This is a genomic window from Streptomyces sp. NPDC041200 (assembly GCF_055591805.1).
On sequence record NZ_JBVIZF010000022.1, the window covers coordinates 1 to 22,855 of the forward strand.

At 70.8% G+C, this 22,855-nt stretch carries 19 protein-coding genes and 2 pseudogenes; 11 read left to right on the forward strand and 10 right to left on the reverse strand.

Annotated elements, in window-relative coordinates; translation table 11 throughout:
- Window positions 1–661: pseudogene (locus ACZ6CL_RS31935) on the reverse strand (N-acetylmuramoyl-L-alanine amidase); the annotation flags it as partial.
- 117 nt (window positions 662–778) lie between these two features.
- Here ACZ6CL_RS31935 and ACZ6CL_RS31940 point away from each other — a divergent pair.
- From ACZ6CL_RS31940 to ACZ6CL_RS31955, 4 genes are all read left to right on the forward strand, one after another.
- The gene (locus ACZ6CL_RS31940; RefSeq protein ID WP_468942100.1) at window positions 779–1,522 is read left to right on the forward strand and encodes a TIGR03089 family protein; all 744 of its coding nucleotides are present in this window, start codon (window positions 779–781) and stop codon (window positions 1,520–1,522) included.
- A 222-nt stretch (window positions 1,523–1,744) separates the two neighbouring features.
- Window positions 1,745–2,866, forward strand: coding sequence for an LCP family protein (locus ACZ6CL_RS31945; protein WP_468942103.1), 1,122 nt, complete (start codon window positions 1,745–1,747; stop codon window positions 2,864–2,866).
- 231 nt (window positions 2,867–3,097) lie between these two features.
- Entirely contained in the window at window positions 3,098–4,783 is a 1,686-nt protein-coding gene (locus ACZ6CL_RS31950) for an LCP family protein (protein WP_468942104.1), read from the forward strand.
- Window positions 4,784–4,853: 70 nt separating this feature from the next.
- Window positions 4,854–6,482 (forward strand): LCP family protein, encoded by a 1,629-nt coding sequence (locus tag ACZ6CL_RS31955; protein WP_468942106.1) that lies wholly within the window; start codon window positions 4,854–4,856, stop codon window positions 6,480–6,482.
- A 76-nt stretch (window positions 6,483–6,558) separates the two neighbouring features.
- Here the strand turns inward: ACZ6CL_RS31955 and ACZ6CL_RS31960 are convergent, their stop codons facing one another.
- On the reverse strand, window positions 6,559–7,578 hold the full coding sequence (locus tag ACZ6CL_RS31960; RefSeq protein WP_468942108.1) for a glycosyltransferase family 2 protein: 1,020 nt from the start codon (window positions 7,576–7,578) through the stop codon (window positions 6,559–6,561).
- A gap of 226 nt (window positions 7,579–7,804) precedes the next feature.
- Between ACZ6CL_RS31960 and ACZ6CL_RS31965 the strand changes: the two genes are divergently transcribed.
- Together ACZ6CL_RS31965 and ACZ6CL_RS31970 are read left to right on the forward strand one after the other, a co-directional pair.
- Window positions 7,805–9,241 (forward strand): LCP family protein, encoded by a 1,437-nt coding sequence (locus ACZ6CL_RS31965; protein WP_468942110.1) that lies wholly within the window; start codon window positions 7,805–7,807, stop codon window positions 9,239–9,241.
- A 234-nt stretch (window positions 9,242–9,475) separates the two neighbouring features.
- Entirely contained in the window at window positions 9,476–9,922 is a 447-nt protein-coding gene (locus ACZ6CL_RS31970) for an alpha/beta fold hydrolase (protein WP_468942113.1), read from the forward strand.
- A 20-nt stretch (window positions 9,923–9,942) separates the two neighbouring features.
- Here ACZ6CL_RS31970 and ACZ6CL_RS31975 read toward each other — a convergent pair whose 3' ends face one another.
- On the reverse strand, window positions 9,943–10,494 hold the full coding sequence (locus ACZ6CL_RS31975) for an acyl-CoA thioesterase (protein ID WP_468942115.1): 552 nt from the start codon (window positions 10,492–10,494) through the stop codon (window positions 9,943–9,945).
- A 107-nt stretch (window positions 10,495–10,601) separates the two neighbouring features.
- Between ACZ6CL_RS31975 and ACZ6CL_RS31980 the strand changes: the two genes are divergently transcribed.
- Together ACZ6CL_RS31980 and ACZ6CL_RS31985 are read left to right on the forward strand one after the other, a co-directional pair.
- Complete coding sequence (locus ACZ6CL_RS31980; RefSeq protein ID WP_468942118.1) at window positions 10,602–11,915, forward strand: LCP family protein; 1,314 nt, start codon at window positions 10,602–10,604, stop codon at window positions 11,913–11,915.
- A gap of 121 nt (window positions 11,916–12,036) precedes the next feature.
- A complete protein-coding gene (locus ACZ6CL_RS31985) occupies window positions 12,037–12,780 on the forward strand; it encodes a DUF6250 domain-containing protein (RefSeq protein ID WP_468942120.1) in 744 nt (247 codons plus the stop codon).
- Between the two features lie 68 nt (window positions 12,781–12,848).
- Here ACZ6CL_RS31985 and ACZ6CL_RS31990 read toward each other — a convergent pair whose 3' ends face one another.
- Window positions 12,849–14,012, reverse strand: a complete 1,164-nt coding sequence (locus tag ACZ6CL_RS31990) for an acyl-CoA dehydrogenase family protein (RefSeq protein ID WP_468942123.1) — start codon at window positions 14,010–14,012, stop codon at window positions 12,849–12,851.
- 178 nt (window positions 14,013–14,190) lie between these two features.
- Here ACZ6CL_RS31990 and ACZ6CL_RS31995 point away from each other — a divergent pair, with 178 nt between their 5' ends.
- On the forward strand, window positions 14,191–15,531 hold the full coding sequence (locus ACZ6CL_RS31995) for a UDP-glucose dehydrogenase family protein (RefSeq protein WP_468942125.1): 1,341 nt from the start codon (window positions 14,191–14,193) through the stop codon (window positions 15,529–15,531).
- 73 nt (window positions 15,532–15,604) lie between these two features.
- Window positions 15,605–15,973, forward strand: a complete 369-nt coding sequence (locus tag ACZ6CL_RS32000) for a VOC family protein (RefSeq protein WP_468942127.1) — start codon at window positions 15,605–15,607, stop codon at window positions 15,971–15,973.
- A gap of 131 nt (window positions 15,974–16,104) precedes the next feature.
- Here ACZ6CL_RS32000 and ACZ6CL_RS32005 read toward each other — a convergent pair.
- From ACZ6CL_RS32005 to ACZ6CL_RS32020, 4 genes and pseudogenes are all read right to left on the reverse strand, one after another.
- A pseudogene (locus tag ACZ6CL_RS32005) lies at window positions 16,105–16,632 on the reverse strand (alkaline phosphatase family protein); the annotation flags it as partial.
- Between the two features lie 283 nt (window positions 16,633–16,915).
- Complete coding sequence (locus tag ACZ6CL_RS32010; protein WP_468942129.1) at window positions 16,916–18,115, reverse strand: dipeptidase; 1,200 nt, start codon at window positions 18,113–18,115, stop codon at window positions 16,916–16,918.
- Window positions 18,116–18,248: 133 nt separating this feature from the next.
- The gene (purE, locus tag ACZ6CL_RS32015) at window positions 18,249–18,779 is read right to left on the reverse strand and encodes a 5-(carboxyamino)imidazole ribonucleotide mutase (protein WP_468942132.1); all 531 of its coding nucleotides are present in this window, start codon (window positions 18,777–18,779) and stop codon (window positions 18,249–18,251) included.
- Window positions 18,776–19,915, reverse strand: coding sequence for a 5-(carboxyamino)imidazole ribonucleotide synthase (locus ACZ6CL_RS32020; RefSeq protein WP_468942135.1), 1,140 nt, complete (start codon window positions 19,913–19,915; stop codon window positions 18,776–18,778). The genes purE and ACZ6CL_RS32020 overlap by 4 nt, the downstream gene beginning before the upstream one ends.
- Window positions 19,916–20,079: 164 nt before the next feature.
- On the opposite strand from ACZ6CL_RS32020, the gene ACZ6CL_RS32025 reads away from it, so the two are divergent.
- Window positions 20,080–20,616, forward strand: a complete 537-nt coding sequence (locus tag ACZ6CL_RS32025) for a GtrA family protein (protein ID WP_468942137.1) — start codon at window positions 20,080–20,082, stop codon at window positions 20,614–20,616.
- Window positions 20,617–20,650: 34 nt separating this feature from the next.
- Here ACZ6CL_RS32025 and ACZ6CL_RS32030 read toward each other — a convergent pair whose 3' ends face one another.
- Both ACZ6CL_RS32030 and ACZ6CL_RS32035 read right to left on the reverse strand, forming a co-directional pair.
- Window positions 20,651–21,901 carry an ATP-binding protein gene (locus tag ACZ6CL_RS32030; RefSeq protein WP_468942140.1) on the reverse strand — a complete coding sequence of 417 codons (1,251 nt, stop codon included), beginning with the start codon at window positions 21,899–21,901 and terminating at the stop codon, window positions 20,651–20,653.
- 22 nt (window positions 21,902–21,923) lie between these two features.
- Window positions 21,924–22,604: a response regulator transcription factor gene (locus tag ACZ6CL_RS32035; RefSeq protein WP_468942142.1), complete on the reverse strand. Its 681-nt coding sequence runs from the start codon at window positions 22,602–22,604 to the stop codon at window positions 21,924–21,926.
- Window positions 22,605–22,855: the final 251 nt, after the last annotated feature.

The following is a 22,855-nucleotide window of genomic DNA, read 5'->3' on the forward strand; positions in this document are numbered from 1 at the left end:
GCGGAACGGTCGTGGGGTGCGGCTGTGGACCAGCCGTTGGGTGCGGGTGCGGAACGGCCGTGGGGTGCGGGGTCACCGGTTGTACGGGGGTGGGGTGGGCCGGGGGCGGGGCGGGGGCGGCGGCGCCGGGGTTGACGAGTTCGAGGCGTAGCCCGGCGGGGAGGGTGGCCGGAACCGCTCCGGCGGGCGGCGCGGCGGCGCGCACGCGGGCTTGCACGCCGTCGGAGTCGCCGACCCACAGCGGGGCGGTGCCACCGCGCGGGCGCCCGGCGCCGCCGTCCGTGGCGACGCCGTCCGTGGCGCCGGGGGCCGGGTCGGGGGCGTCGTCGTGGTACGCCCGGAGGTCGCGCCAGGCGGTCCACACGCCGGTGCGGGCGGCGCGGGTGCGCACCTGGATGTCGCCGCGGAGGTCGGCGGAGGCGTCGTTCCAGACGACGCCGACGAGGGAGAAGGGGGCCACGTCGCGGGCGGCGAGCGCCCGGTCGCCGCCGGGTGCGGCCAGCCCCCGGTCGAGACCGGCGGGCGGGAGGAGGGGCAGCGACTGGGTGCTGCCCACGAGGCCGGTGCGGTCGGCCCGGGCATGTGCGGTGCCCAGGGCGGGCGGGAAGGCGAGGGCGGCGGTGCACACGACGCCGACCGAGGACGCAAGGAATCCACGCATGATGAAAATCCTGTGCATATCGTGACACAAGTGTCTATTCGGACGCGCGGTGAGCGGCCGACTGGAAGAGTCGGCCGACCCCCTGGCGGGGCGTGTCGGGCGCGTACCCTTGCGCGGATGAACGCCACCGATCGCGCCCCCGCCGACCTGCTGCGATCCGCGCTCGCCGCGGATCCCGCGCGCCCCCTCGTGACCTTTTACGACGACGCCACCGGCGAACGCGTCGAACTCTCCGTGGCCACGTTCGCCAATTGGGTGGCGAAGACCGCCAATCTGCTGCAGGACGATCTGGCCGTGGCCCCCGGCGACCGGGTCGCGCTGCTGCTGCCCGCCCACTGGCAGACCGCGGTGTGGCTGCTGGCCTGCTCGTCGGTCGGGGTCCTCGCGGACGTCGGCGGCGATCCGGGCGCGGCCGATGTGGTGGTGAGCGGGCCGGACTCCCTGGAGGAGGCGCGCGCCTGCTCCGGGGAGCGGGTGGCGCTCGCCCTGCGCCCCCTGGGCGGCCGGTTCCCGCAGCCGCCGCAGGGGTTCGCCGACTACGCCGTGGAGGTGCCGAGCCAGGGTGACCGCTTCGCGCCGTACGCCCCGGTGGACCCGGACGCGCCCGCGCTGGCGGTCGGCGGTCTGGAGCTGACCGGCGCGGAGCTGGTGGAGCGGGCGCGCGCGGACGCGGCCGCACGCGGGCTCGCGCCGGGCTCCCGGGTGCTGTCGGGGCTGCCGTACGACGGCTGGGAAGGGCTGTCGTACGGGCTGTACGCGCCGCTGGCGTCGGGCGGCTCGGTGGTGCTGTGCCGCCATCTGGACCAGTTGGACGAGAAGGGGCTCGCGGAGCGCCGGGAGAGCGAGCGCGTCACCCTGTAACGGCCCTTCGTCCTCCGCGACCCCACGGCCCGGCCGTCCGCCCGACCCCCGTCCGGCGGACTGCCGGGCCGAGCCCGCGCGCCCCGGCGCGCACCCCGCGCGATGATCGACGGATACGTACAACCATGTGCGGGGTTCGCATGTCTGTCCCAATGATCGGCCCAGCACGCGATACCGCTCCCGTCCGCTGCCGGGCGGGAGGCGGGGTGGGAGGACGCGGACGTGACGACTGACGGCCAAGAGCCGGCGCCGGGGCGAAGACGCCGCTGGCCGCGCGTGGTCGCCCTGGGCGCGACCCTGCTGGTGCTGTCGGCCGCCGCGACGGGGTGGTGGTTCTACGAACGCCTCGACCGCAACATCCGCACCGACACCCGGACCGCGGACGAGCTGAGGAAGTACGAGGCCGAGCGGCCGGTGTCGGTCGTACGGGACGCGCAGAACATCCTGGTGATCGGCTCCGACGACCGGAGCGGCAAGGGCAACGGCAAGTACGGCCGGGACACCGGCACGCAGCGCTCGGACACCACGATCCTGCTGCACCTCCAGGCGGGCGGTAAGGGCGCGACCGCCGTCTCCATCCCGCGCGACCTGATGGTGGACGTCCCGGGCTGCGACCGGCCGAAGGGCGGCGGCCGACTGGCGCCCCGGTTCGCCCAGTTCAACTGGGCGTTCGAGTTCGGCGGCGCGGCGTGCACGATCCGTACCGTGGAAAAGCTCACCGGGATCCGGGTGGACCACCATGTGATCGTGGACTTCAGTGGCTTCAAGAAGCTGGTGAACGCGGTCGGGGGCGTCGAGGTGTGCCTCACGGAGCCGGTCGATGACGACGACGCGCATCTGCGACTTCCCTCGGGCCGTCAGACCCTGCACGGGGAGAAGGCGCTGGGCTTCGTCCGCGCCCGCTACTCGATCGGTAACGGCAGCGACACGGAGCGCATCGCCCGGCAGCAGGAGTTCCTCAGCTCGCTTGTGAAGAAAGTGCAGAGCAATGGTGTGCTGCTCAATCCGGCGAAGCTGTATCCGGTGCTCAGCGCGGCGACCTCCTCACTGACCACGGATCCGGGTCTGGACACCCTCAAGGACCTGTACGGACTGGTGCGCGGGATGCGGGACATCCCGCGCGAGAAGATCCGTTTCCTGACCATTCCACGACAGCCGTATACGTACAACAAGAACCGTGACGAACTCGTCCAGCCCGATGCCGACCGGTTGTTCAAGCAACTCCGCCTGGACCGACCGGTGTCGGTGACCCGAGCCGTCACGGCCGGCCGCGGCGAGGACCCCAAGGGCATGGACCGCACTCCGTACCAGGGGACGACGGCGGCCCGTGACATCTGCGGGTAAAGGCCGCCTCAGGAAAGAGCCTGGACTCGTGAAGAATCTCGAAAGGATTGGGCAGATTGCCCAGTTGTAGGGAAGTGGAATTTGTCACCGGCGTCGCTTGACGCGGATCCGGGCGGATAGTGTGAGCGATCCGGTGCGCTCCGAGATGTGACCGCGCACTGTATATGAAGACGGACCGAGCGCCTTGAGGGGGAGGCGCCCGCGTGGCACCGACGGAGGACACAGGCGACCGTGGACGCGCAAGGCCCTGGGCGGGACGGTGACATCGACCCCGCCGACCAGTGGGTGTTCGACCCGAACACCGGCAACTATGAGCTGAGGCTGAACCCTGCGGGGGAGACGGCCTCGGCCGCCGAGCCCCACGCGGCCCCCAGAACCACAGGCCGTCGTCGCACCCCCGAGTCCGAGCCGCGGGGGCGCAGGAGGGCGGCGGGGAAACGGGAGCCGGAGAAGGCGGCTCCCGCGAGCAGGCGAAAGCCGAAACCCAAGAAGACGAAGACGAAGAAGGCGCTGTACTGGGGCAGTGGCACCCTGGCCTTCGTGCTGGTCGGCGGCTCGGCCGCGGCGTACTTCGTCTATCAGCACCTCAACGGGAACATCAGCAAGGTCGACATCGGCGAGAACAACGCCGCGGTCACCGACGGACCGATGAACATCCTGCTCATCGGCACCGACCGGCGCGATGGCAAGGGCAACGAGGGCTACGGTGACGCGGGGAGCGTCGGCCACGCCGACACCACGCTGGTCATGCATGTCTCCGGAGACCGCACCAACGCGACGGTGCTGTCCATTCCGCGCGACATGGTCACCGACATCCCGGACTGCCCGACCATGCAGAAGGACGGCAAGAAGAAGATCATCCCGGGCCAGCGGGAGGTGCGCTTCAACACCAGCCTGGGGCAGGGGGGGCGCGACCCCGGCTGCACCATGAAGACCGCCGAGAAGATCACCGGGCTGGACATCACCCACTTCATGATGGCGGACTTCAACGCCGTCAAGTCGATGTCCTCGGCGGTCGGCGGGGTCGACGTCTGTCTCGCCAAGGACATCGACGACCCCAAGTCGCATCTGAAGCTGTCGGCGGGCAAGCACAGCATCAAGGGCGAGGACGCGCTGGCGTTCGTCCGGACCCGGCACTCCGTCGGCTTCGGCGGCGACCTGGACCGGATCAAGCTGCAGCAGCAGTTCCTCAGCTCCATGATGCGCAAGATGAAGGGGAACGGGACGCTCAGCAGCCCGAGCAAGATGTGGGGCCTGGCCAACACCGCCACCAAGGCGCTCACCGTCGACACCGGCATCGGCACCGTCGACAAGCTGGTCACGCTGGGGCAGGCGCTCGGCAAGGTCAACCTGAAGAACATGACCTTCACGACGGTTCCGGTCGTCGACAACACCGACGGCGCGACGGTGCTGCTCGACCAGACCAAGGCCGAGCCGCTGTTCGCCATGGTCCAGCAGGACGTGTCGCTGACCGAGGTGAAGAAGAAGGAGAAGGCCGCCAAGGACAAGCAGGCGGCGCGGCTCAAGGGGCCGAAGGCCGGCGCGGCGGAGGTCCGGGCCACGGTGCTGAACGGCAGCGGGCAGACGGGGGCCGCCCAGGAGACCCTCGACTGGATGCAGAACACCGAGGGGATGCCGCTCACCAGCAATGGCGGAAACGCTCCGGCAGATCTGGAGAAGACCACTCTGGAGTACGCTCCCAACCAGGCGGACCAGGCACGCCGGCTGGCCGACAGCATGGGGCTGCCCGCGTCCGCCATGAAGGAAGGCACGAAGGACGCCGCCCCCAAGGCGGAGATGACGCTGACGCTCGGCGCCGACTTCAAGGGCGCGGGCACTCCCATCTCCGCTCCGGCCCAGGCACCGAAGGACCTTCAGAAGGTCGAAGCCGACGACAAGAACGTCTGCGCCAAGTGACCACTCCCGGCCCGTCGGTGCGCCCTCGCCCATCGGTCCGGACGAGCGAGGAAGTACGGGGAGGGGCCCGATGCGGCAGAGCAGTGTGCGGGGGGAGGGGCGGCGGCAAGCCGTGCCCGAACCCCGCGGCACCGGTGAGGGTGACAGCCCGCCCGGAGGACAAGGCCCCGCGTCCAGCGGCGCGGGGCACCGCCGGGGCGGCGGCCGCCCGGCTGCACGGAGCGGCGGCCGGGGGGTACGCGTGGTGCGGTGGAGCGCGCTGGCGCTCGCCGTGCTCGTGCTGGGCGCGGCAGCCGGCGGCTATCTGTACTACAACCATCTGAACGGGAATCTGAAGAAGGAAGCGCTCGACCTCGGCGACAGCAAGCTGGGCAAGCCCGAGCCGAACGCCAACGGCCAGACCCCGCTGAACATCCTGCTGATCGGTTCGGACAGCCGTAACACCGCGGAGAACGTGCGGCTCGGCGGCGCCAAGCAGGACGCCGACCGCAAGCCGCTGGCCGATGTGCAGATGCTGGTGCACGTCTCGGCCGACCGCAGCAACATGTCGGTGGTCAGCATTCCGCGCGACACCCGGGTGACCATCCCCCGGTGCACCGACCCGGACGACGGGCGCGTCTATCCGAAGACCGAGGCGGCGATCAACCAGTCGCTCCAGCACGGCGGTCCGGGCTGCACGGTGGCCACCTGGAAGGAACTGACCGGCATATACATCGATCACTTCATGATGATCGACTTCGCCGGAGTGGTCTCCATGGCGGACGCCGTCGGCGGCGTCCCGGTGTGCGTGAAGGACAACGTCTACTCACACGACAGCAAGGGCCATGGCTCAGGGCTGCGGCTGACCAAGGGCACCCACTCCGTCAAGGGCGTCCAAGCGCTCCAGTGGCTGCGGACCCGCTACGGCTTCGAGGACAACACCGACATCGGCCGGGCCAAGGCCCAGCACATGTACATGAGTTCGATGATCCGCCAGCTGAAGAAGGGCACCAAGCTCAGCGACCCGGGCAAGCTCATGAACCTGGCGGAGGCGGCCACCGACGCGCTGACCGTCGACCACGGCCTCGGCGACGTCAAGAAGCTCTACAACCTGGGCAACGACCTCAAGCGGGTGCCGACCGAGCGCACCACCATGGTCACCATGCCCTGGCAGTACAGCGCGGACGAGCAGTTCGTGGAGCCCAAGCCCGGCGACGCCGAGCAGACCTTCGCGCTGCTGCGGGGCGACACGGCGCTGGACGGCAAGGACAAGAAGAAGCCCGACAAGACCCCGGCCCCCACCGCGCCCAGGGGCGAGGTCCCGGTCGTCGTGCAGAACGGCACCGCGTCCATGGTGTACGGGCCGGTCTCCGGCCGGGCCGGTGTGATCACCAACGAGCTGGTACGGCTCGGCTACGCCAAGGCCGCCGCGAACACCGTGCTCATCTCGCAGGCCGACACCACCGTGTCCTACCCGAGCGAGGCCGAGCAGGGCGACGCGCTCGCCGTGGCCAAGGCGCTGGGGCTGCCCAAGAGCGCGGTGAAGTCCTCGAAGTCGGTGCAGGACGTGACCGTGGTGGTCGGCAACGACTGGCGCGCGGGTACGGCCTACCCGAAGGCCTCGAAGACCGAGGACGACAAGACGCCGGAGAGCGCCGACGCCCTCAACGGCGAGGACAAGAAGGCGTGCATGACGGTCAACCCGGACTACACGTTCTGAGGAGCCCTGCGGAAAGGGGCCGGACCAGGCGGTCCGGCCCCTTTGCGTACGGTTGCGTACGTTTGCGTACGGGTGACTAGCCCTGCGCCATGACCGCCGGGCGGCGGCTCGCGATGACCTTCTTGGCGAGCGCCCGCGGACTGGTCAGGAAGCCCCAGCCCCACGACATGTGCATGGTCGCGAGCGCCAGCGGGATCCGTACCCGCGCCCCCACCGGAAGCCCCTTGCCCGCCGGGAACGAGCCCGCGGCGATGGCCGCCAGATAGCCGCCCGGGATCACGAAGCCCCACGGGCTGACGGCCGCGCCCACTACGGTGCCCACCGCGATGGCCACCACGGCGGTCGGCGGGGCGAGGTAGCGCGCGTTGATCGAGCCCTGGTGGAAGCGGGCGACGACGTGCCGCCAGCGCCCGTAGTTCTTGTACTGCTTGGCCAGCTCCCGCACATTCGGCCGGGGCCGGTACGAGACCTTCAGGTCCGGCGAGAACCAGACCAGCCCGCCCGCCTCACGGATCCGGAAGTTCAGCTCCCAGTCCTGGGCGCGGATGAATTCCTCGTTGTAGCCACCCTGCTGCTCCAGCGCCTCGCGGCGGAAGACGCCCAGGTAGACGGTGTCGGCGGGGGCCGCCTCACCGCCCGTGTGGAAGGCGGCGTTGCCGACGCCGATCTTCGAGGTCATGGCGGCGGCCACGGCCCGCTCCCAGTCGTTCTCGCCCTCGGCGTGCATGATGCCGCCGACGTTCTGCGCGCCGGTCTCCTCCAGCAGCCGCACGGCGGTCGCGATGTAGTTCGGCGAGAGCATGCCGTGCCCGTCGACCCGCACCACCACGGGGTGGCGGGACGCCTTGATCGCGGCGTTCAGCGCGGCCGGGGTGCGGCCCGTGGGGTTGGGCACGGTGTTCACCCGCGGGTCCTCGGAGGCCAGCTGGGCGGCGATCTCTTCGGTGCGGTCCGCGGACGGGCCGACCGCGATCACCACCTCCATTTCACCGTCGTACTCCTGCTCCAGGATGTGCCGCACGGCGTTGCGCAGATGGCGTTCCTCATTGAGCACCGGCATGATCACGGATACGGCCGGGAGCTGACGCGGGGGCATGGCACCTCGGGGTTTCTGGGGGCGGGGCCCCAGGAGACTGCAGTAGCGGGCCCACGGTACCGCGAATGGCGGCACCGGAACGCGCCGCCCGGGTGGCAGCGGGCGGCACCGGCGGCGTGGGGCGCCGGGGCGCTCATCGTATGGCCCTACCGTGACAGCGGTTCCGACCCGCCAGCGCCCCGCCCGGGCCCGTTCCCGCCGGGCCCGTTCACGGAGGTCTCCTTCGGTGAGTGCACCGGCCCGATCGACGCACCCCCGCCCCCGGCCCCGCTCCGGCCGCCGCCGTCGCTGGGGGCTGCGGATCGCCCTGTTCGTCGCGTGCCTGGTGCTGGCCGTCAGCGCGATCGGGCATCTGCTGGTCCGGGAGCTGGAATCCGGCATGCACCGGGTGGACGCCTTCGGCGGCCTGGACAACCGGCCGAAGAGCGCGGGCGGCGGCGTCAACTTCCTGGTCGTCGGCACCGACGGCCGGTCCAGGATCACCCCGCGGGAGAAGGCGCTGTACCGGCTCGGCGGGGCGCCCTGCCGCTGCACCGACACGATCATCCTGGTCCATCTGTCGGCGGACCGCCGCAGGGCCTCCGTGGTCAGCCTGCCGCGCGACTCGTACGCCATGATCCCCGAGTACACCGACCGCGCCGGGAAACCCCACCGCGCCCATCCGCAGCGGCTCAACGCCGCGTACGCCGAGGGCGGGCCCAGCCTGACCGTGCGCACCGTCGAGCACGCCACCGGGGTGCACATCGACCACTACCTGGAGGTCGACTTCACCAGCTTCATGAAGACCGTCGACGTGGTCGGCGGGGTGAAGGTGTGCACGTCCCGGCGGCTCAAGGACGACCACACCGGCCTCGACCTGCCGCCCGGCGCCCATGTGCTGCGCGGCGGCGAGGCGCTGCAGTACGTACGCTCCCGCCACACCGACGGCACCTCCGACCTCGGCCGGATCCAGCGCCAGCAGCGCTTCCTGGCCTCGGTGCTCCACCAGACGACGGCGGGCGGCATCCTGCTGAACCCGGTGCGGTTCAACGCCGTCGCCACCACCCTGCTCGGCTCGGTCCGCGCCGACCACGGCTTCGGCGCGGAGGATCTGATGGCGCTCGGCCGGGCGGTGACCGGCCTCACCCCGGCGTCGTCCGAGTTCGCCTCGGTCCCGGTGCTCCTGCCCGGGCGGCCGCTCAAGGGCGTCGGCTCCACGCTGCACTGGGACCGGCCCAAGGCCGAGCAGCTGTTCGCCGCCATCCGCGAGGACCGGCCGCTGACCACGCACCGCGCGAAGCCCAGGGCCACCGTGGTCGACGTGGCCCCGCAGCAGGTACGGGTCCACGTGCTCAACGGCACCGGGACGGCCGGGCTCGCCCGCCGCGCGGACCGGGCGCTGCACGCCACCGGCTTCGCCACCACCGGCTCTCCCGCCGACGCGGCCACCAAGGACCTGGCGCGCACGGTCATCACGTACGACCCGGTCTGGAACCGCTCGGTCCGCACCCTGGCCGCCGCGCTGCCCGGAGCGCAGCTGAAGCCGGTGCGGGGGCAGGGCGGGGTGATGCAGGTCACGGTCGGCGCGGACTTCAAGGACGTACGTCCGGTACGCACCGAGGACCCGCGCCGGGACCGTCCCGGCATCGCCGCCGTCACCGGCGACGAGGTCGCGTGCGCCTAGCCGAGCCCTGTTCAGCTGCGTGACCGCGGCTCGACTCCCCCGCCCCCGCCCCCTGCGCACTGGGCGACGCCGCCACCGACCACGCGGTCGCGGTGCTGGACCGGGGCCAGGTCCCCCGGCGCGCCTCGGTGCCGACCGCGCCCTCCCTGGCCCGGGCGGACGCGTGCGCGCTGCTCGACGCCACCGCGCCGCGGCGCGTCCCCGGCGTCGGGGCCCGGCCACCAACGAGTTCCTGTGGCACTTCGCCTTCGATCGGCCGCAGGACATCAACGAGCGCATGGTCGCGGGCCGCGAGGAGATCTACTTCGGCCACACCTTCACGTCGAAGCCGCCACCCCCGGTGCCATCCCACAGCAGGCCATCGACGTCTACGTCGACCAGCTGCGCGACCCGGCCGCTCTGCGCGCCAGCTTCGAGTACTACCGGACCCTCGACACATCCGCCGAGCACGCCCTGCGCTGGCGCGACGAGGGACCGCTGTCCATCCCGGTCCTGGCGGTAGGCGGTCAGTACAGCACCGGCACCATGCCGGAGGAGACCATGCGCCTGGTGGCCACGGGCGTCACCGGACTGGTCATTCCCGGAGCCGGCCACTTCCTGCCCGAAGAGGCGCCGGAGGAACTCAGCAAGGCAGTGCTGGACTTCCTCGGTCGCGGAAAGTGGTCTGCCGAGCCGACCTGAGCACAGCCGGGAGACACCCCTTACGGCTCCTCGGTGCCCTCCGCCGCGCGCCTGGCGCGCAGCTCCCTGATCGCGCGGCGGCGGGCCAGGCGGTGGGTGCGGCGGATCTCGGCCTCCTGGTAGCGCCGCTTGTCGCGCTCGGTCTCCGGTATGACCGGGGGTACGGGGCGGGGCTTGCCGTCGGCGTCGACCGCGGCGAAGACCAGATAGGCGCTGCCGACCTGGGTGGCGGGGGTGGATTCGTTCCAGCGCTCGGCCAGGACGCGGACGCCGACCTCCATGGAGGACCGTCCGGTCCAGTTGACCTGGGCCTTCACATGGACGAGATCGCCGACGCGGACCGGCTCCAGGAAGGCCATCTCGTCCATCGAGGCGGTGACCGCGGGGCCCTCGGAGTGCCGTCCGGCGACCGCCCCGGCCGCGTCGTCGACGAGCTTCATGATCACGCCGCCGTGGACCGTGCCGAGGAGGTTGGTGTCGCTGCCGGTCATGATGTGCGACAGCGTGGTGCGGGAGGCGGCGGTGGGCTTGCCCGGAAGATCCACTTCGGTGCCGTGGGCCTGATTGGTCATGGCGTCCACCATATGCGGACCAGGTTCTTATCAGCTCTGCAACAGCCATGCCGCGATCCAGCACCCGCACTGTAAGACAGCGGTGCCGACCAGGCACACTTCCATGCATGAGCGAATGGCCCCAGGGTTACACCGGTGACCGCAACGACCGGTACGGACGCGGCAGCGGTGGCTCCCAGCCAGAGGGGGCCCGCTCGATGCCGCAGGTACGGCGGGCGGCACCGGGCGGCGGGCAGCAGCCCGCCGAGCCGCCGCTGCCCCCGGAGCTGTCGCCGCGGGGGAACGTTCCGGGGCCCTCCCCGAGCTACGACGACTACGGGGGCCACGGTGGCGACGGCTACAACACCGGCCAGGTCTACGGCGGCGGGGGCCGCGGATCGGGCGGACCGGGCGGACACGGCCGCGGCGGGCGCGGCGGGCGGGCGGGAGGCCCCGTGAATTGGCGGCGCCGGATAACCGTCGGCCTGGTCACCCTGGTCGTGCTGCTGCTCGCGGTCGGTATCGGTACGTACTTCTGGGCCGACGGCAAGCTCAAGCGCGAGGTCGACCTCAGCAAGGTCGAGGACCGGCCGACCGGCGGCAAGGGCACCAACTACCTGATCGTCGGTTCGGACAGCCGTGAGGGCATGTCCGACGAGGACAAGAAGAAGCTGCACACCGGCTCCGCCGAGGGCCGCCGCACCGACTCCATGATCCTGCTCCACGTCGGCGAGAACGGGAACACCATGGTCAGCCTCCCGCGTGACTCCTGGGTCACGATCCCGGCCTTCACCGGCTCGGAGACCGGCAACCGGATCCCGGCGAGCCAGAACAAGCTGAACGCGTCGTACTCCTCGGAGGGCCCGCAGCTGCTCGCCCGGACCATCGAGTACAACACCGGCCTGAAGATCGACCACTACGCGGAGATCGGCTTCGACGGCTTCGCCAAGATCGTCGACGGGGTCGGCGGGGTCGACATCAACATCCCGCAGGACATGAAGGACAAGAAGTCCGGCAACGACCTCAAGAAGGGCGAGCAGACGCTCAACGGCCAGCAGGCGCTGGCCTTCGTGCGGCAGCGCTACGGCCTCGCGGGCGGCGACCTGGACCGCACCAAGAACCAGCAGAAGTTCCTGTCCGCGCTGGCCAACAAGGCGGCCTCGCCGGGGACGGTCATGAACCCCTTCACGCTCTACCCGATGATGGGCGCCGGTCTGGACAGCCTGATCGTCGACAAGGACATGAGCCTGTGGGACCTCAAGGACATGTTCTTCGCGATGAAGAGCGTCTCCGGCGGTGAGGGCAAGCAGATGAACATGCCCGTCTCCAACCCGGGCCTGTCCACCCCCAAGGGCAGCGCGATCCAGTGGGACATGACCAAGGTCAAGCAGCTGGTGAGCGAGCTGAAGAACGACGAGAAGGTCACGGTCTCCAGTAACTGACCGAGGCATCACCGCACGACGACCGCCGCCGGGCCGAGCGCCCGGCGGCGGTCGTCTGTTAGGTTCGTCCCGCGCTACGAATTGAAACGGTTCAACCATCCCGGGAAGGAACCGCACCACGATGACGTACCGCCCCTCCCCCGACCGCAGGCGCCTCCTCCGCGGCGCCACCCTCGCCGCCGCGGCAGCCGCCGCGACCGCCGTCGCCCCGGGCACCCTCGCCGCGCCAGCCGCCCCTGCGGCAGGCCGCCGGTGGACCCGGATCGCCCACGACGACTTCCGCCACGGCACCCGCCAGTGGTCCGCCGAGCTGGAGAGCGGCGGGACGGTACGGGCCCGGCACGGGGTGCTCGACGTCGACGTACCGGGCGGCGCCACGGTCTGGTTCACCCGGGAGCTGACCGGCCCGTACGTGATCGAGTACACGGCCACCCCGGTCTCGGCGGGCGGCCCCAACGACCATGTGACCGACCTCAACGCCTTCTGGAACGCCCGCGACGTCCGCTCCCCCGGCGACCTCTTCGCCACGCCCCGCAGCGGCACCTTCGCCGACTACGACCTGCTGAAGACCTACTACGTCGGCTACGGCGCCAACCTCAACACCACCACCCGCATGCGCCGCTACGTGGGCGAGGCGGGCAACCGTCCCCTGCTCTTCGACCTCACGCAGCCGCTCCTCACCCCGAACGCCCCGCACCGCGTCCGCCTGGTGTCCGCCGGGCGGACCGTCCAGTACTGGAGCAATGGCCAGCTCCTCTTCGACCACCGGGACCCGGACCCGTACACCAGCGGCTGGTTCGGCTTCCGCACCGTCGCCAGCCACTTCCGCCTGACGGACTTCGCGGTCTGGCGGCCGCACGCCTGAGCCGCGCGCACGACGGAGGGCGGGCACGTCGTGTGCGACGCCCCCGCCCTCCGTGCTGGCACGTACCGCTAGGGCAGGTTGCGCGCCATGACGACGCGCTGGACCTGGTTGGTGCCCTCGTAGATCTGGGTGATCTTGGCGTCGCGCATCATGCGCTCGACCGGGTAGTCGCGGGTGTAGCCGTAGCCGCCGAGGAGCTGGACGGCGTCCGTGGTGACCTCCATGGCGACGTCCGAGGCGAAGCACTTGGCGGCGGCGCCCTGGTAGGTGAGGTCGGCGTCGCAGCGCTCGGAGGCGGCGGCGGCCTGGTAGGTCAGGGCGCGGGCGGCCGAGATCTTCATGGCCATGTCGGCGAGCATGAACTGGATGCCCTGGAAGTCGGCGATCGCCTTGCCGAACTGCTTGCGCTCCTGGACGTAGCCCTTGGCGTAGTCCAGGGCACCCTGGGCGATGCCGAGGGCCTGGGCGGCGATGGTGATGCGGGTGTGGTCGAGGGTCTTCATGGCGGTGGCGAAGCCGGTGCCCTCGGCGCCGATCATGCGGTCGGCGGGGATGCGGACGTTGTCGAGGTAGACCTCGCGCGTCGGGGAGCCCTTGATGCCGAGCTTCTTCTCCGGGGCGCCGAAGGACACGCCCTCGTCGGCCTTCTCCACCACGAAAGCGGAGATGCCCTTGGACCGCTTCTCGGGGTCGGTGACGGCCATCACCGTGTAGTAGTCGGAGACCCCGGCGTTGGTGATCCAGCGCTTGACGCCGTTGAGGACGTAGAAGTCGCCGTCGCGGACCGCCCTGCACTTCATACCGGCCGCGTCCGAGCCCGCGTCCGGCTCGGAGAGACAGTACGAGAACATTCCGTCGCCCTTGGCGAGCGGGCTCAGGTACTTCTTCTTCAGCTCCTCGGAGCCGGAGAGGATCACCGGCAGCGAGCCCAGCTTGTTGACCGCGGGGATCAGGGAGGACGACGCGCAGACGCGGGCGACCTCCTCGATGACGATCACGGTCGCGAGCGCGTCGGCCCCGGCGCCGCCGAACGCCTCGGGGACGTGCACCGCGTGCAGATCATTGGCGACCAAGGAGTCCAGCGCTTCCTGCGGGAAGCGGCCCTCCTCGTCGACCTCGGCCGCGAAGGGGGCTATTTTCGCCTCGGCGAGCGAGCGGACCGAATCGCGGAGCATGTCGTGCTCCTCCGACGGCCGGTACAGGTCGAAGTCTGCGTTTCCCGAGGACGCCAAGGTCTTCTCACTCCCCTGTGGTGCTAACTACCGTTAAGTAACCCAAGTCTAGGGCCGCCGCCCCGGCACGTATACGTGCCCGATACGTGAGCTACCCGACAAGACGCCGCTGAGCCCTGCCGGGGGCGCCGACTATGCTCAGGCAGCGCATCTGAGACCGACGCTTCTGGAGCACCACATGGCCCTCAAGATCACCGTGATCGGCACCGGCTACCTGGGCGCGACCCACGCCGCGGCCATGGCCGAGCTGGGCTTCGAGGTGCTGGGGCTGGACATCGTGCCCGAGAAGGTCGCGATGCTTTCGGAGGGCCGGGTGCCCATGTACGAGCCCGGTCTGGAGGATTTGCTGAAGCGGCACGTGGTGGGCGCCGAGGGCTCGACCGGGCGGCTGCGCTTCACCAGCTCCTACGAGGAGGCCGGGCAGTTCGGCGACGTCCACTTCATCTGCGTGAACACCCCGCAGAAGCACGGCGAGTACGCGTGTGACATGCGCCACGTCGACAACGCGGTGGAGTCGCTCGCCCCGCATCTGCACCGCCCGGCGCTGGTCGTCGGCAAGTCCACCGTCCCGGTCGGCAGCGCGGACCGGCTGGCGGCGCGCCTCGCCGAGCTGGCCCCGGCGGGTGCGGACGCCGAGCTGGCGTGGAACCCGGAGTTCCTGCGCGAGGGCTTCGCCGTGAAGGACACGCTGCACCCGGACCGGATCGTGGTGGGGGTCACCAGCGACCGTTCGGAGAAGGTGCTGCGGGATGTGTACGCGACGCCGATCGCGGAGGGGTCGCCGTTCGTGGTGACGGACTTCCCGACCGCCGAGCTGGTGAAGACGTCGGCGAACTCCTTCCTCGCCACGAAGATCTCGTTCATCAACGCCATGGCCGAGGTCTGCGAGGCGGCGGGCGGCGACGTGGTCAAGCTCGCCGAGGCCATCGGCTACGACGAGCGGATCGGAGCCAAGTTCCTGCGGGCCGGGATCGGCTTCGGCGGCGGCTGCCTGCCCAAGGACATCCGGGCCTTCATGGCCCGCGCCGGTGAACTCGGCGCGGACCAGGCCCTGACCTTCCTCCGCGAGGTCGACTCGATCAACATGCGGCGCCGCGGCCACATGGTCGAACTGGCCCGTGAGGCCGTCGGCGGCAGCTTCCTCGGCAAGCGGGTGGCGGTGCTGGGCGCCACGTTCAAGCCGGACTCCGACGACGTACGGGACTCGCCCGCGCTCAACGTGGCCGGGCAGATACAGCTCCAGGGCGCCCAGGTGACCGTCTTCGACCCCAAGGGCATGGACAACGCCCGCGCCCTCTTCCCGACCCTCGCCTACGCCCCGAGCGCCCTGGAGGCGGCCCGGGGCGCCCACGCGGTGCTGCATCTGACCGAGTGGCGCGAGTTCCGCGAGCTGGACCCGGTGGGGCTGGGCGAAATGGTCGCCGAGCGGCGCATCCTCGACGGACGGAACGCCCTCGACCCCGACTACTGGCGCGACGCGGGCTGGACCTACCGCGCCCTGGGCCGCCCCATGGCGTAGCCCCGCGCTGTCCGGCTCCCCCGGTTTGCCGGGCCCCGGGGCGGTAACCCGGGCCGGGACCCGAGGAGGAGCCATGGCCATCGCCACGCTGAGCGTCATCGCCGTCGACTGTCCCGACCCCACCGCGCTCGCCCGCTTCTACCAGCAGGTGCTGGGCGGGGAGATCAAGAACGAGGACAAGACCTGGGTCGATCTGTTCCTGCCCGACGGGGACAGGCTGGCCTTCCAGGAGGCGCCCGGCTTCGTCGCGCCGAGCTGGCCGTCGGCCAAGGAGTCGCAGCAGCTGCACCTCGATCTGAAGGTGACCGACATGGCGGAGGCGCAGGAGCAGGTGCTGGCGCTGGGGGCGAAGGCGCTGGACCTCGACGACGAGGGCGGGAAGCGGGACTTCCGCGTCTTCGCCGACCCGGCGGGGCATCCCTTCTGCCTGATCCGCCCCTGAGCGCGCCGCCGCCTCTGAGCGCGCCGCCGCCTCTGGACGCGCCGCCGCCCCTGAGCGCGTGGCCAACCCTGGGCATTGCCACCGCCCCCGCCGGGTGACGTCCGGCGGGGGCGGCGTCCGTACGCGCCGGTTCAGCGGCGGGGGCGGCGGCCCTTCTCCTGCTTCGGGGGCTTCTGGTCGGCGCCCGGGAGGGTCGGCTGGGGGAGGTTCTCGACGTCCTCCTTGGCCTTCTCCAGCTGCTCGGCCGTGTCATCCGGCAGCTTCGGCGGCCTCGGCGCGGCGTGACCGAAGCCGAAGGCCGAGGTGAGGTCGCCGAAGGTACGGCGACGCCACTGGCTGATGTTGGGCTCCTCGACCCCGGTCAGCCGCTCCAGGAACTGGAGCACCGAGGTGTGGTCGAACGCCTCGCCCGCGGCCCAGCCGCCCACCGTCCACGGCGAGACGATGAGGCAGGGCACCCGGAAGCCGCCGCCGATGGGCAGGCCGCCCACGAACTCGTCCACGGTCCCGGCCTTGGGGGTGGGCGGCGGTACGTGGTCGAACAGGCCGTCGTTCTCGTCGTAGTTGAGGATGAAGACGGTCTTGCGCCACACGTCCGGGTTGGAGGCGATGGCCTCGATCTTGGACGCGACGTAGTCGGCACCGGCCGCCGGGAGGTAGGCCCGGCGGCTATCGCCTGCTGGACGCTCGGCGGCAGAAGCGTCATGGCCGCGCCCGCGCCGAGTGAACCGGCGGCGGCATCAAGGAGTCTACGGCGGGTGAAGTCGGGCATAACGCCTCTTTCCCGTATCTATGCATGAGAGATCGTCAGACCGCTGATGACTCTCTCGCCATGCCGACGACGGGGAAGAGACGAATTACGTGAACGATGCATCAACACATCGCAAAGCCACCAAGCCCCGGCAAAGGGGTGGTTGGTGGCTCATGCGGGAGGGGTGTGGGTCAGGCGTCCTGGGCGCCGTCCAGCTGGTCGATCGTCGCGATGGACGGGCCCCTGACCGCGCGCAGCCCGCGCGCCGCGTCCTCGGCGCCGCGCAGCACCCGGACGGCGTTCTGCCAGGTCAGCTTGGCGAGTTCGGCCTCGGACCAGCGGCGGTCGAGCAGTTCCGCGATGAGGTTGGGGTAGCCCGCGACGTCGTCCAGGCCGGACGGGGTGAAGGCGGTGCCGTCGAAGTCGCCGCCGATGCCGATGTGGTCGACGCCCGCCACCTCGCGCATGTGGTCGAGGTGGTCGGCGACGGTGGCCGCGGTTGCCTTCGGCCGCGGGTGGGCCTCTTCGAAGGCGCGCTGCACCTTCTTCGCGGCCTCCGTCAGCTCCAGGGGGTGCAGGCCGTGCGCGCGCATGTTCTCGTCCGCCGCCGTCGTCCACTCGCCCGCCTCCGGCAGCACGAACTTCGGCACGAACGTGGCCATCGCCACCCCGCCATTGGCCGGGAGCGCGGCCAGGACGTCGTCCGGGATGTTGCGCGGGTGGTCGCAGACGGCGCGGGCGGAGGAGTGCGAGAAGACGACCGGGGCCTCGGTCACGCGGAGCGCGTCGCGCATCGTGTCGGCCGACACGTGGGAGAGGTCGACGAGCATGCCGAGCCGGTTCATCTCGCGGACGACCTCCTCGCCGAAGCGGGTGAGGCCCTGCGCCTTCGGCTCGTCCGTCGCCGAGTCCGCCCAGGGGATGTTGTCGTTGTGGGTGAGCGTCATATAACGCACCCCGAGGTCGTACAGGGCGCGGAGGGTGGCGAGCGAGCAGTTGATGCTGTGGCCGCCCTCGGCGCCCATGAGCGACGCGATCCGGCCCTCGGCGCGGGCCGCCTCGATGTCGTCGGCGGTGAGCGACAGCCGGAGGTCGTCGGGGTAGCGCTCGGTCAAACGACGGACGACGTCGATCTGTTCGAGGGTGGCGGAGACGGCCGTGTCGCCGCTGAAGTCGGAGCGTACGAAGACCGACCAGAACTGGGCGCCTACGCCGCCCTCGCGGAGGCGGGGGATGTCGGTGTGGGTGCGCTCGCTTTGATCGGCGGCGATGTCGAGGCGGTCGAGGTCGTACCGGACCTGCTCGCGCAGGGCCCAAGGGAGGTCGTTGTGGCCGTCCACGACGGGGTGGGCGGCCAGGAGTTGGCGGGCGTGCGCGAGGTGATCGGTCATCCGGGCATTTTCGTACGCCCGCCTCTCGAAGTCACGGGTGCGTGGCGCCGGCGGCGGGCCTGCTCCCCACCCCGCCCCTCCACGAACCGGGGCTCCGCCCCGGTTCGTGGAGGGGGCTAAAGGCACGTGGGCGTTAGTGGGCGAAGCCGAACGAAGGGGCTCCGTCTACCTTGGCTCGGAGGCGCTTGCCCTTTTCCGTGGCCTGTTCGTTCAGCTCCTCCTGGAACTCCCGCATCCGGCCCTGCAACTCCGCGTCGTGCGCGGCGAGGATGCGGGCGGCCAGCAGGCCCGCGTTGCGGGCGCCGCCGATGGAGACCGTGGCGACCGGGACGCCCGCGGGCATCTGGACGATGGAGAGGAGCGAGTCCATGCCGTCCAGGTATTTCAGGGGCACGGGGACGCCGATGACCGGGAGCGGGGTGACCGAGGCCAGCATGCCGGGGAGGTGGGCCGCCCCGCCCGCGCCCGCGATGATGGCCTTGAGGCCCCGGGGCGCGGCGTTCTCGCCGTACGCGACCATCTCGCGCGGCATCCGGTGCGCCGAGACGACGTCCACCTCGTACGGGATCTCGAACTCGTCGAGGGCCTTGGCGGCTTCTTCCATGACCGGCCAGTCGGAGTCGGAGCCCATGACGATGCCGATCGCGGGCACAGGAGCGCTCATTCGGTGATGGTCCCTCGGAGGTAGTCGGCGGCGTGGCGGCCGCGCTCGCGGACGTCGGCCAGGTCGTCGCCGTAGGTGTTGACGTGGCCGACCTTGCGGCCCGGCTTCACGCCCTTACCGTACATGTGGATCTTCAGCGCGGGGTCGCGGGCCATGCAGTGCAGATAGGCCGCGTACATGTCGGGGTAGTCACCGCCGAGCACGTTGGTCATGACGGTCCACTTCGCCCGGGTGTTCGGCGCGCCGAGCGGGAGGTCGAGCACCGCGCGCACATGGTTGGCGAACTGGGAGGTGACGGCGCCGTCCTGGGTCCAGTGGCCGGAGTTGTGGGGGCGCATCGCCAGTTCGTTGACGAGGATGCGGCCGTCCCGGGTCTCGAACAGCTCGACGGCGAGGTGGCCGACCACGCCCAGCTCCGCCGCGATCTTCAGCGCCAGCTCCTGCGCCTGGGCGGAGAGCGCCTCGGAGAGGTCGGGGGCGGGGGCGATGACGGTGTCGCAGACGCCGTCCACCTGTATCGACTCCACGACGGGGTAGGCGACGGCCTGGCCGTGCGGGGAGCGCACGACGTTGGCGGCCAGCTCGCGCGCGAAGTCGACCATTTCCTCGGCGAGGACGGGCACCCCGGCGCGGAACGGTTCGGCGGCGTCCTCCGTAGTACGGACGACCCACACGCCCTTGCCGTCGTACCCGCCGCGCACCGTCTTGAGGACGACCGGGAAGCCGTCCCCCTCCTCGGCGAACCGCGCGACGTCGGCCGGATCGGCGACGATGCGGTGGCGGGGGCACGGGACCCCGGCGGCGCGCAGCCGCTCCCGCATCACGCCCTTGTCCTGCGCGTGCAGCAGGGCCTCGATGCCGGGGCGGATGACGACACCGTCCGCCTCCAGTGCGCGCAGATGCTCCGCCGGGACATGCTCGTGGTCGAAAGTGACCACATCACAGCCTTGTGCGAACGCACGAAGCGTCTCCAGGTCGCGATAGTCGCCGACGACGACATCGCTGACCACTTGGGCTGCCGAGTCCTGAGGAGTGTCACTGAGCAGCTTGAACCTGATGCCGAGGGGGATGCCCGCCTCGTGGGTCATGCGGGCGAGCTGGCCGCCGCCGACCATGCCGACTACCGGAAATGTCACCCTCCAAGGGTAACTTCTCGCCACGACAGCCCCTGACCTGCACTTGGATGATCCTCCAGATATTCAGACCGGCCTGTTACTCCCGCCTCCGGGCGAGCGCTGCTACCGCTGGTTAGCATGGGGAGATGTTGTCGACGCTGACGAAACGGGGCTGAACGATCACCATGAGTGAACGACGCATGCTCGGGGGGCTGAGCACCCAGGTGGGGCGGCTCGCCCGGGAGATCGCGAAGTTCGGTGTGGTCGGCGGCGCCGGCGTCTTCGTCAACCTCGCCGTCTTCAACCTGGTCCGCAGCGTCACCGAGCTGCCCGTGGTGCGGGCGAGCATCGTGGCGACGGTGGTCGCGACCTGCTTCAACTACGTCGGCTACCGGTACTTCACCTACCGCGACCGGGACAAGCAGGGGCGCACCAAGGAACTCAGCCTGTTCCTGCTGTTCAGCGCGATCGGCCTGATCATCGAGAACGGGGTGCTCTACACGGCGACGTACGGCTTCGGCTGGGACAGTTCACTCGCGAGCAACGTCTTCAAGTTCGTCGGCATCGGCATCGGCACCCTCTTCCGCTTCTGGTCCTACCGGACCTGGGTGTTCCGGACCCTGCCCGCGCGGGAGGCCGTGGAGAGCGCGGAGGCGTTCCTCGCCGAGGCGCCGCCCGCCCAGACCGCCCGCCGGGACGACAAGCAGCCGGTCCGCAAGTAGTCGGTCCGCAAGGAGGCGGTCCGCACGTAGTCGCTCAGCTGGGGCGGATGTCCTCGGCCACGCGGCTCAGGAAGAGCGCGAACACCGGCGGATACGGCTGCAGCAGCTCCAGCCGACCCCCGTCCGCCTCCGCCAGATCGCGGGCGACCGCGAGGCCGAGCCCGGTGGAGTTCCGTCCGCTGACCGTCCGTTCGAAGACCCGCGCGCCGAGGTCGGCCGGTACGCCCGGCCCCTCGTCGGTGACCTCCACCACCGCCTGGTTGCCGGTGACCCGGGTGCGCAGCGCGACCGTACCGTCGCCGTGCATCAGCGAGTTCTCGATGAGCGTCGCGAGCACCTGCGCGACCGCGCCCGGGGTGCCGACCGCCCGCAGCCCCTTCTTGCCGGAGCGCACGATCGCGCGCCCCTCGCTGCGGGAGGCCGGGCGCCACTCCTCGATCTGCTGCTTGACCACCTCGTCCAGGTCGAAGGCGACCGCGGAGCCGCTGCGCGGGTCGCGCGAGTTCGTCAGCAGCCGCTGGACGACATCGGTGAGCCGCTCGACCTGGCCCAGCGCGATCGACGCCTCCTCCTTCACCGTCTCCGGATCGTCGGTGAGCGTGATCTCCTCCAGCCGCATGGACAGCGCGGTCAGCGGCGTCCGCAGCTGGTGCGAGGCGTCGGCCGCCAGCCGCCGCTCGGCGGTGAGCATGCGGGCGATGCGCTCGGCGCTCGCGTCCAGCACATCGGCGACCCGGTCCAGCTCGGGCACGCCGTAGCGGCGGTGGCGCGGCCGCGGATCCCCGGAGCCCAGCCGCTCGGCGGTCTCGGCGAGGTCGGTGAGCGGCGCGGAGAGCCGGTGCGCCTGCCGTACGGCGAGGAAGACCGCGGCGAGGACCGCGAGCAGCGCCACCGCCAGGATGATCAGCATGGTGCGGCCGATCTCCCGGCTCACCGTCGTACGGGACGCCTCGACCCGTACCGTCTCGCCCTGCTCGCCGTGCTCCTCGGAGGAGATGACGCTGCCTTCGGGGCGCTCGCCGATCTCGACGTCCGGGTGGTTCGGGATCGTGATCAGGGCGTAGCGCCCGGGTTCGATCTGCTCGCGCAGCACCTTGTGGGTGACGCCCTCGCCACCGAGCAGCCTGCTGTCGACGATGCTGACCAGCCGCACCGCGTCCGAGCTGACGCTCTCCTGGGCACTGTTCTCGATGGTCCGGGTCTCGACGATGACCAGCGAGACACCGAAGACGGCGATGACGACGAGCACCACGGCCAGCGTGGAGTTGATCAAGCGACGGCGCATGGTCCTACCGTCTCAGCCACCGTCAGCTCTTCTCGAACCTGAAGCCGACACCCCGGACAGTGGCGATATAGCGGGGGTTGGCGGCGTCGTCCCCGAGCTTCTTGCGGAGCCAGGAGATGTGCATGTCGAGCGTCTTGGTGGAGGACCACCAGGTGGTGTCCCACACCTCGCGCATCAGCTGATCGCGGGTGACCACCCGCCCGGCGTCCCGCACCAGGACCCGCAGCAGGTCGAACTCCTTCGCGGTCAGCTGCAGCTCCTCGTCGCCCATCCACGCGCGGTGCGACTCGACGTCGATCCGGACCCCGTGGGTGGCGGGCGCCTGTGGCTGGGTCTCGACGGCGCCGCGGCGCAGCAGGGCCCGGACGCGGGCGAGCAGTTCGGCGAGGCGGAACGGCTTGGTGACGTAGTCGTCGGCACCGGCGTCCAGGCCGACCACGGTGTCCACCTCGTCGGCGCGGGCGGTGAGCACCAGCACCGGGAAGCCATGGCCTTCGGTGCGCAGCCGGCGACAGACCTCCAGTCCGTCCATCCCGGGCAGGCCGAGGTCGAGGACGAGCAGATCGACGCCTCCTTGCAGACCGGCGTCGAGCGCGGTGGGTCCGTCCTCCCGCACCTCCACCTCGTACCCCTCACGGCGCAGGGCGCGGGCGAGGGGCTCCGAGATCGATGCGTCATCCTCGGCGAGCAAAACTCGGGTCATGAGGTGATGGTAGTCCGCTTGGGTTCACCTACGGGGCGCGCAGGTGGTGACGCAGGGAGCACGACCGATCGCACACCCGATCCGTGAGCTATGTCTCACGCGAGAGTGTCAAGTGCGTGTCGTATGGTGAAACAACGTCTGTAGCACTCCTCTGGGACCTTTGGTGGGTTCGACGCGCCGAAGGTCTCTGTCATGCCCGGGTCCGGACATGGGAGTCAGCTCCCCCCACGGGCGCTTCTACGCGTGTCGAT

Excerpts from the sequence above, each read along its gene's own strand:
- ACZ6CL_RS31995 (WP_468942125.1), top strand. The coding sequence starts at position 14,191 with ATGGCCCTCAAGATCACCGTGATCGGCACCGGCTACCTGGGCGCGACC.
- ACZ6CL_RS31980 (WP_468942118.1), top strand. The coding sequence starts at position 10,602 with ATGAGCGAATGGCCCCAGGGTTACACCGGTGACCGCAACGACCGGTAC.
- ACZ6CL_RS32010 (WP_468942129.1), bottom strand. The coding sequence starts at position 18,115 with ATGACCGATCACCTCGCGCACGCCCGCCAACTCCTGGCCGCCCACCCC.
- ACZ6CL_RS32025 (WP_468942137.1), top strand. The coding sequence starts at position 20,080 with ATGAGTGAACGACGCATGCTCGGGGGGCTGAGCACCCAGGTGGGGCGG.
- ACZ6CL_RS31940 (WP_468942100.1), top strand. The coding sequence starts at position 779 with ATGAACGCCACCGATCGCGCCCCCGCCGACCTGCTGCGATCCGCGCTC.
- ACZ6CL_RS32035 (WP_468942142.1), bottom strand. The coding sequence starts at position 22,604 with ATGACCCGAGTTTTGCTCGCCGAGGATGACGCATCGATCTCGGAGCCC.
- ACZ6CL_RS31960 (WP_468942108.1), bottom strand. The coding sequence starts at position 7,578 with ATGCCCCCGCGTCAGCTCCCGGCCGTATCCGTGATCATGCCGGTGCTC.
- ACZ6CL_RS32030 (WP_468942140.1), bottom strand. The coding sequence starts at position 21,901 with ATGCGCCGTCGCTTGATCAACTCCACGCTGGCCGTGGTGCTCGTCGTC.
- ACZ6CL_RS31955 (WP_468942106.1), top strand. The coding sequence starts at position 4,854 with ATGCGGCAGAGCAGTGTGCGGGGGGAGGGGCGGCGGCAAGCCGTGCCC.
- purE (WP_468942132.1), bottom strand. The coding sequence starts at position 18,779 with ATGAGCGCTCCTGTGCCCGCGATCGGCATCGTCATGGGCTCCGACTCC.
- ACZ6CL_RS31985 (WP_468942120.1), top strand. The coding sequence starts at position 12,037 with ATGACGTACCGCCCCTCCCCCGACCGCAGGCGCCTCCTCCGCGGCGCC.
- ACZ6CL_RS32000 (WP_468942127.1), top strand. The coding sequence starts at position 15,605 with ATGGCCATCGCCACGCTGAGCGTCATCGCCGTCGACTGTCCCGACCCC.
- ACZ6CL_RS31975 (WP_468942115.1), bottom strand. The coding sequence starts at position 10,494 with ATGACCAATCAGGCCCACGGCACCGAAGTGGATCTTCCGGGCAAGCCC.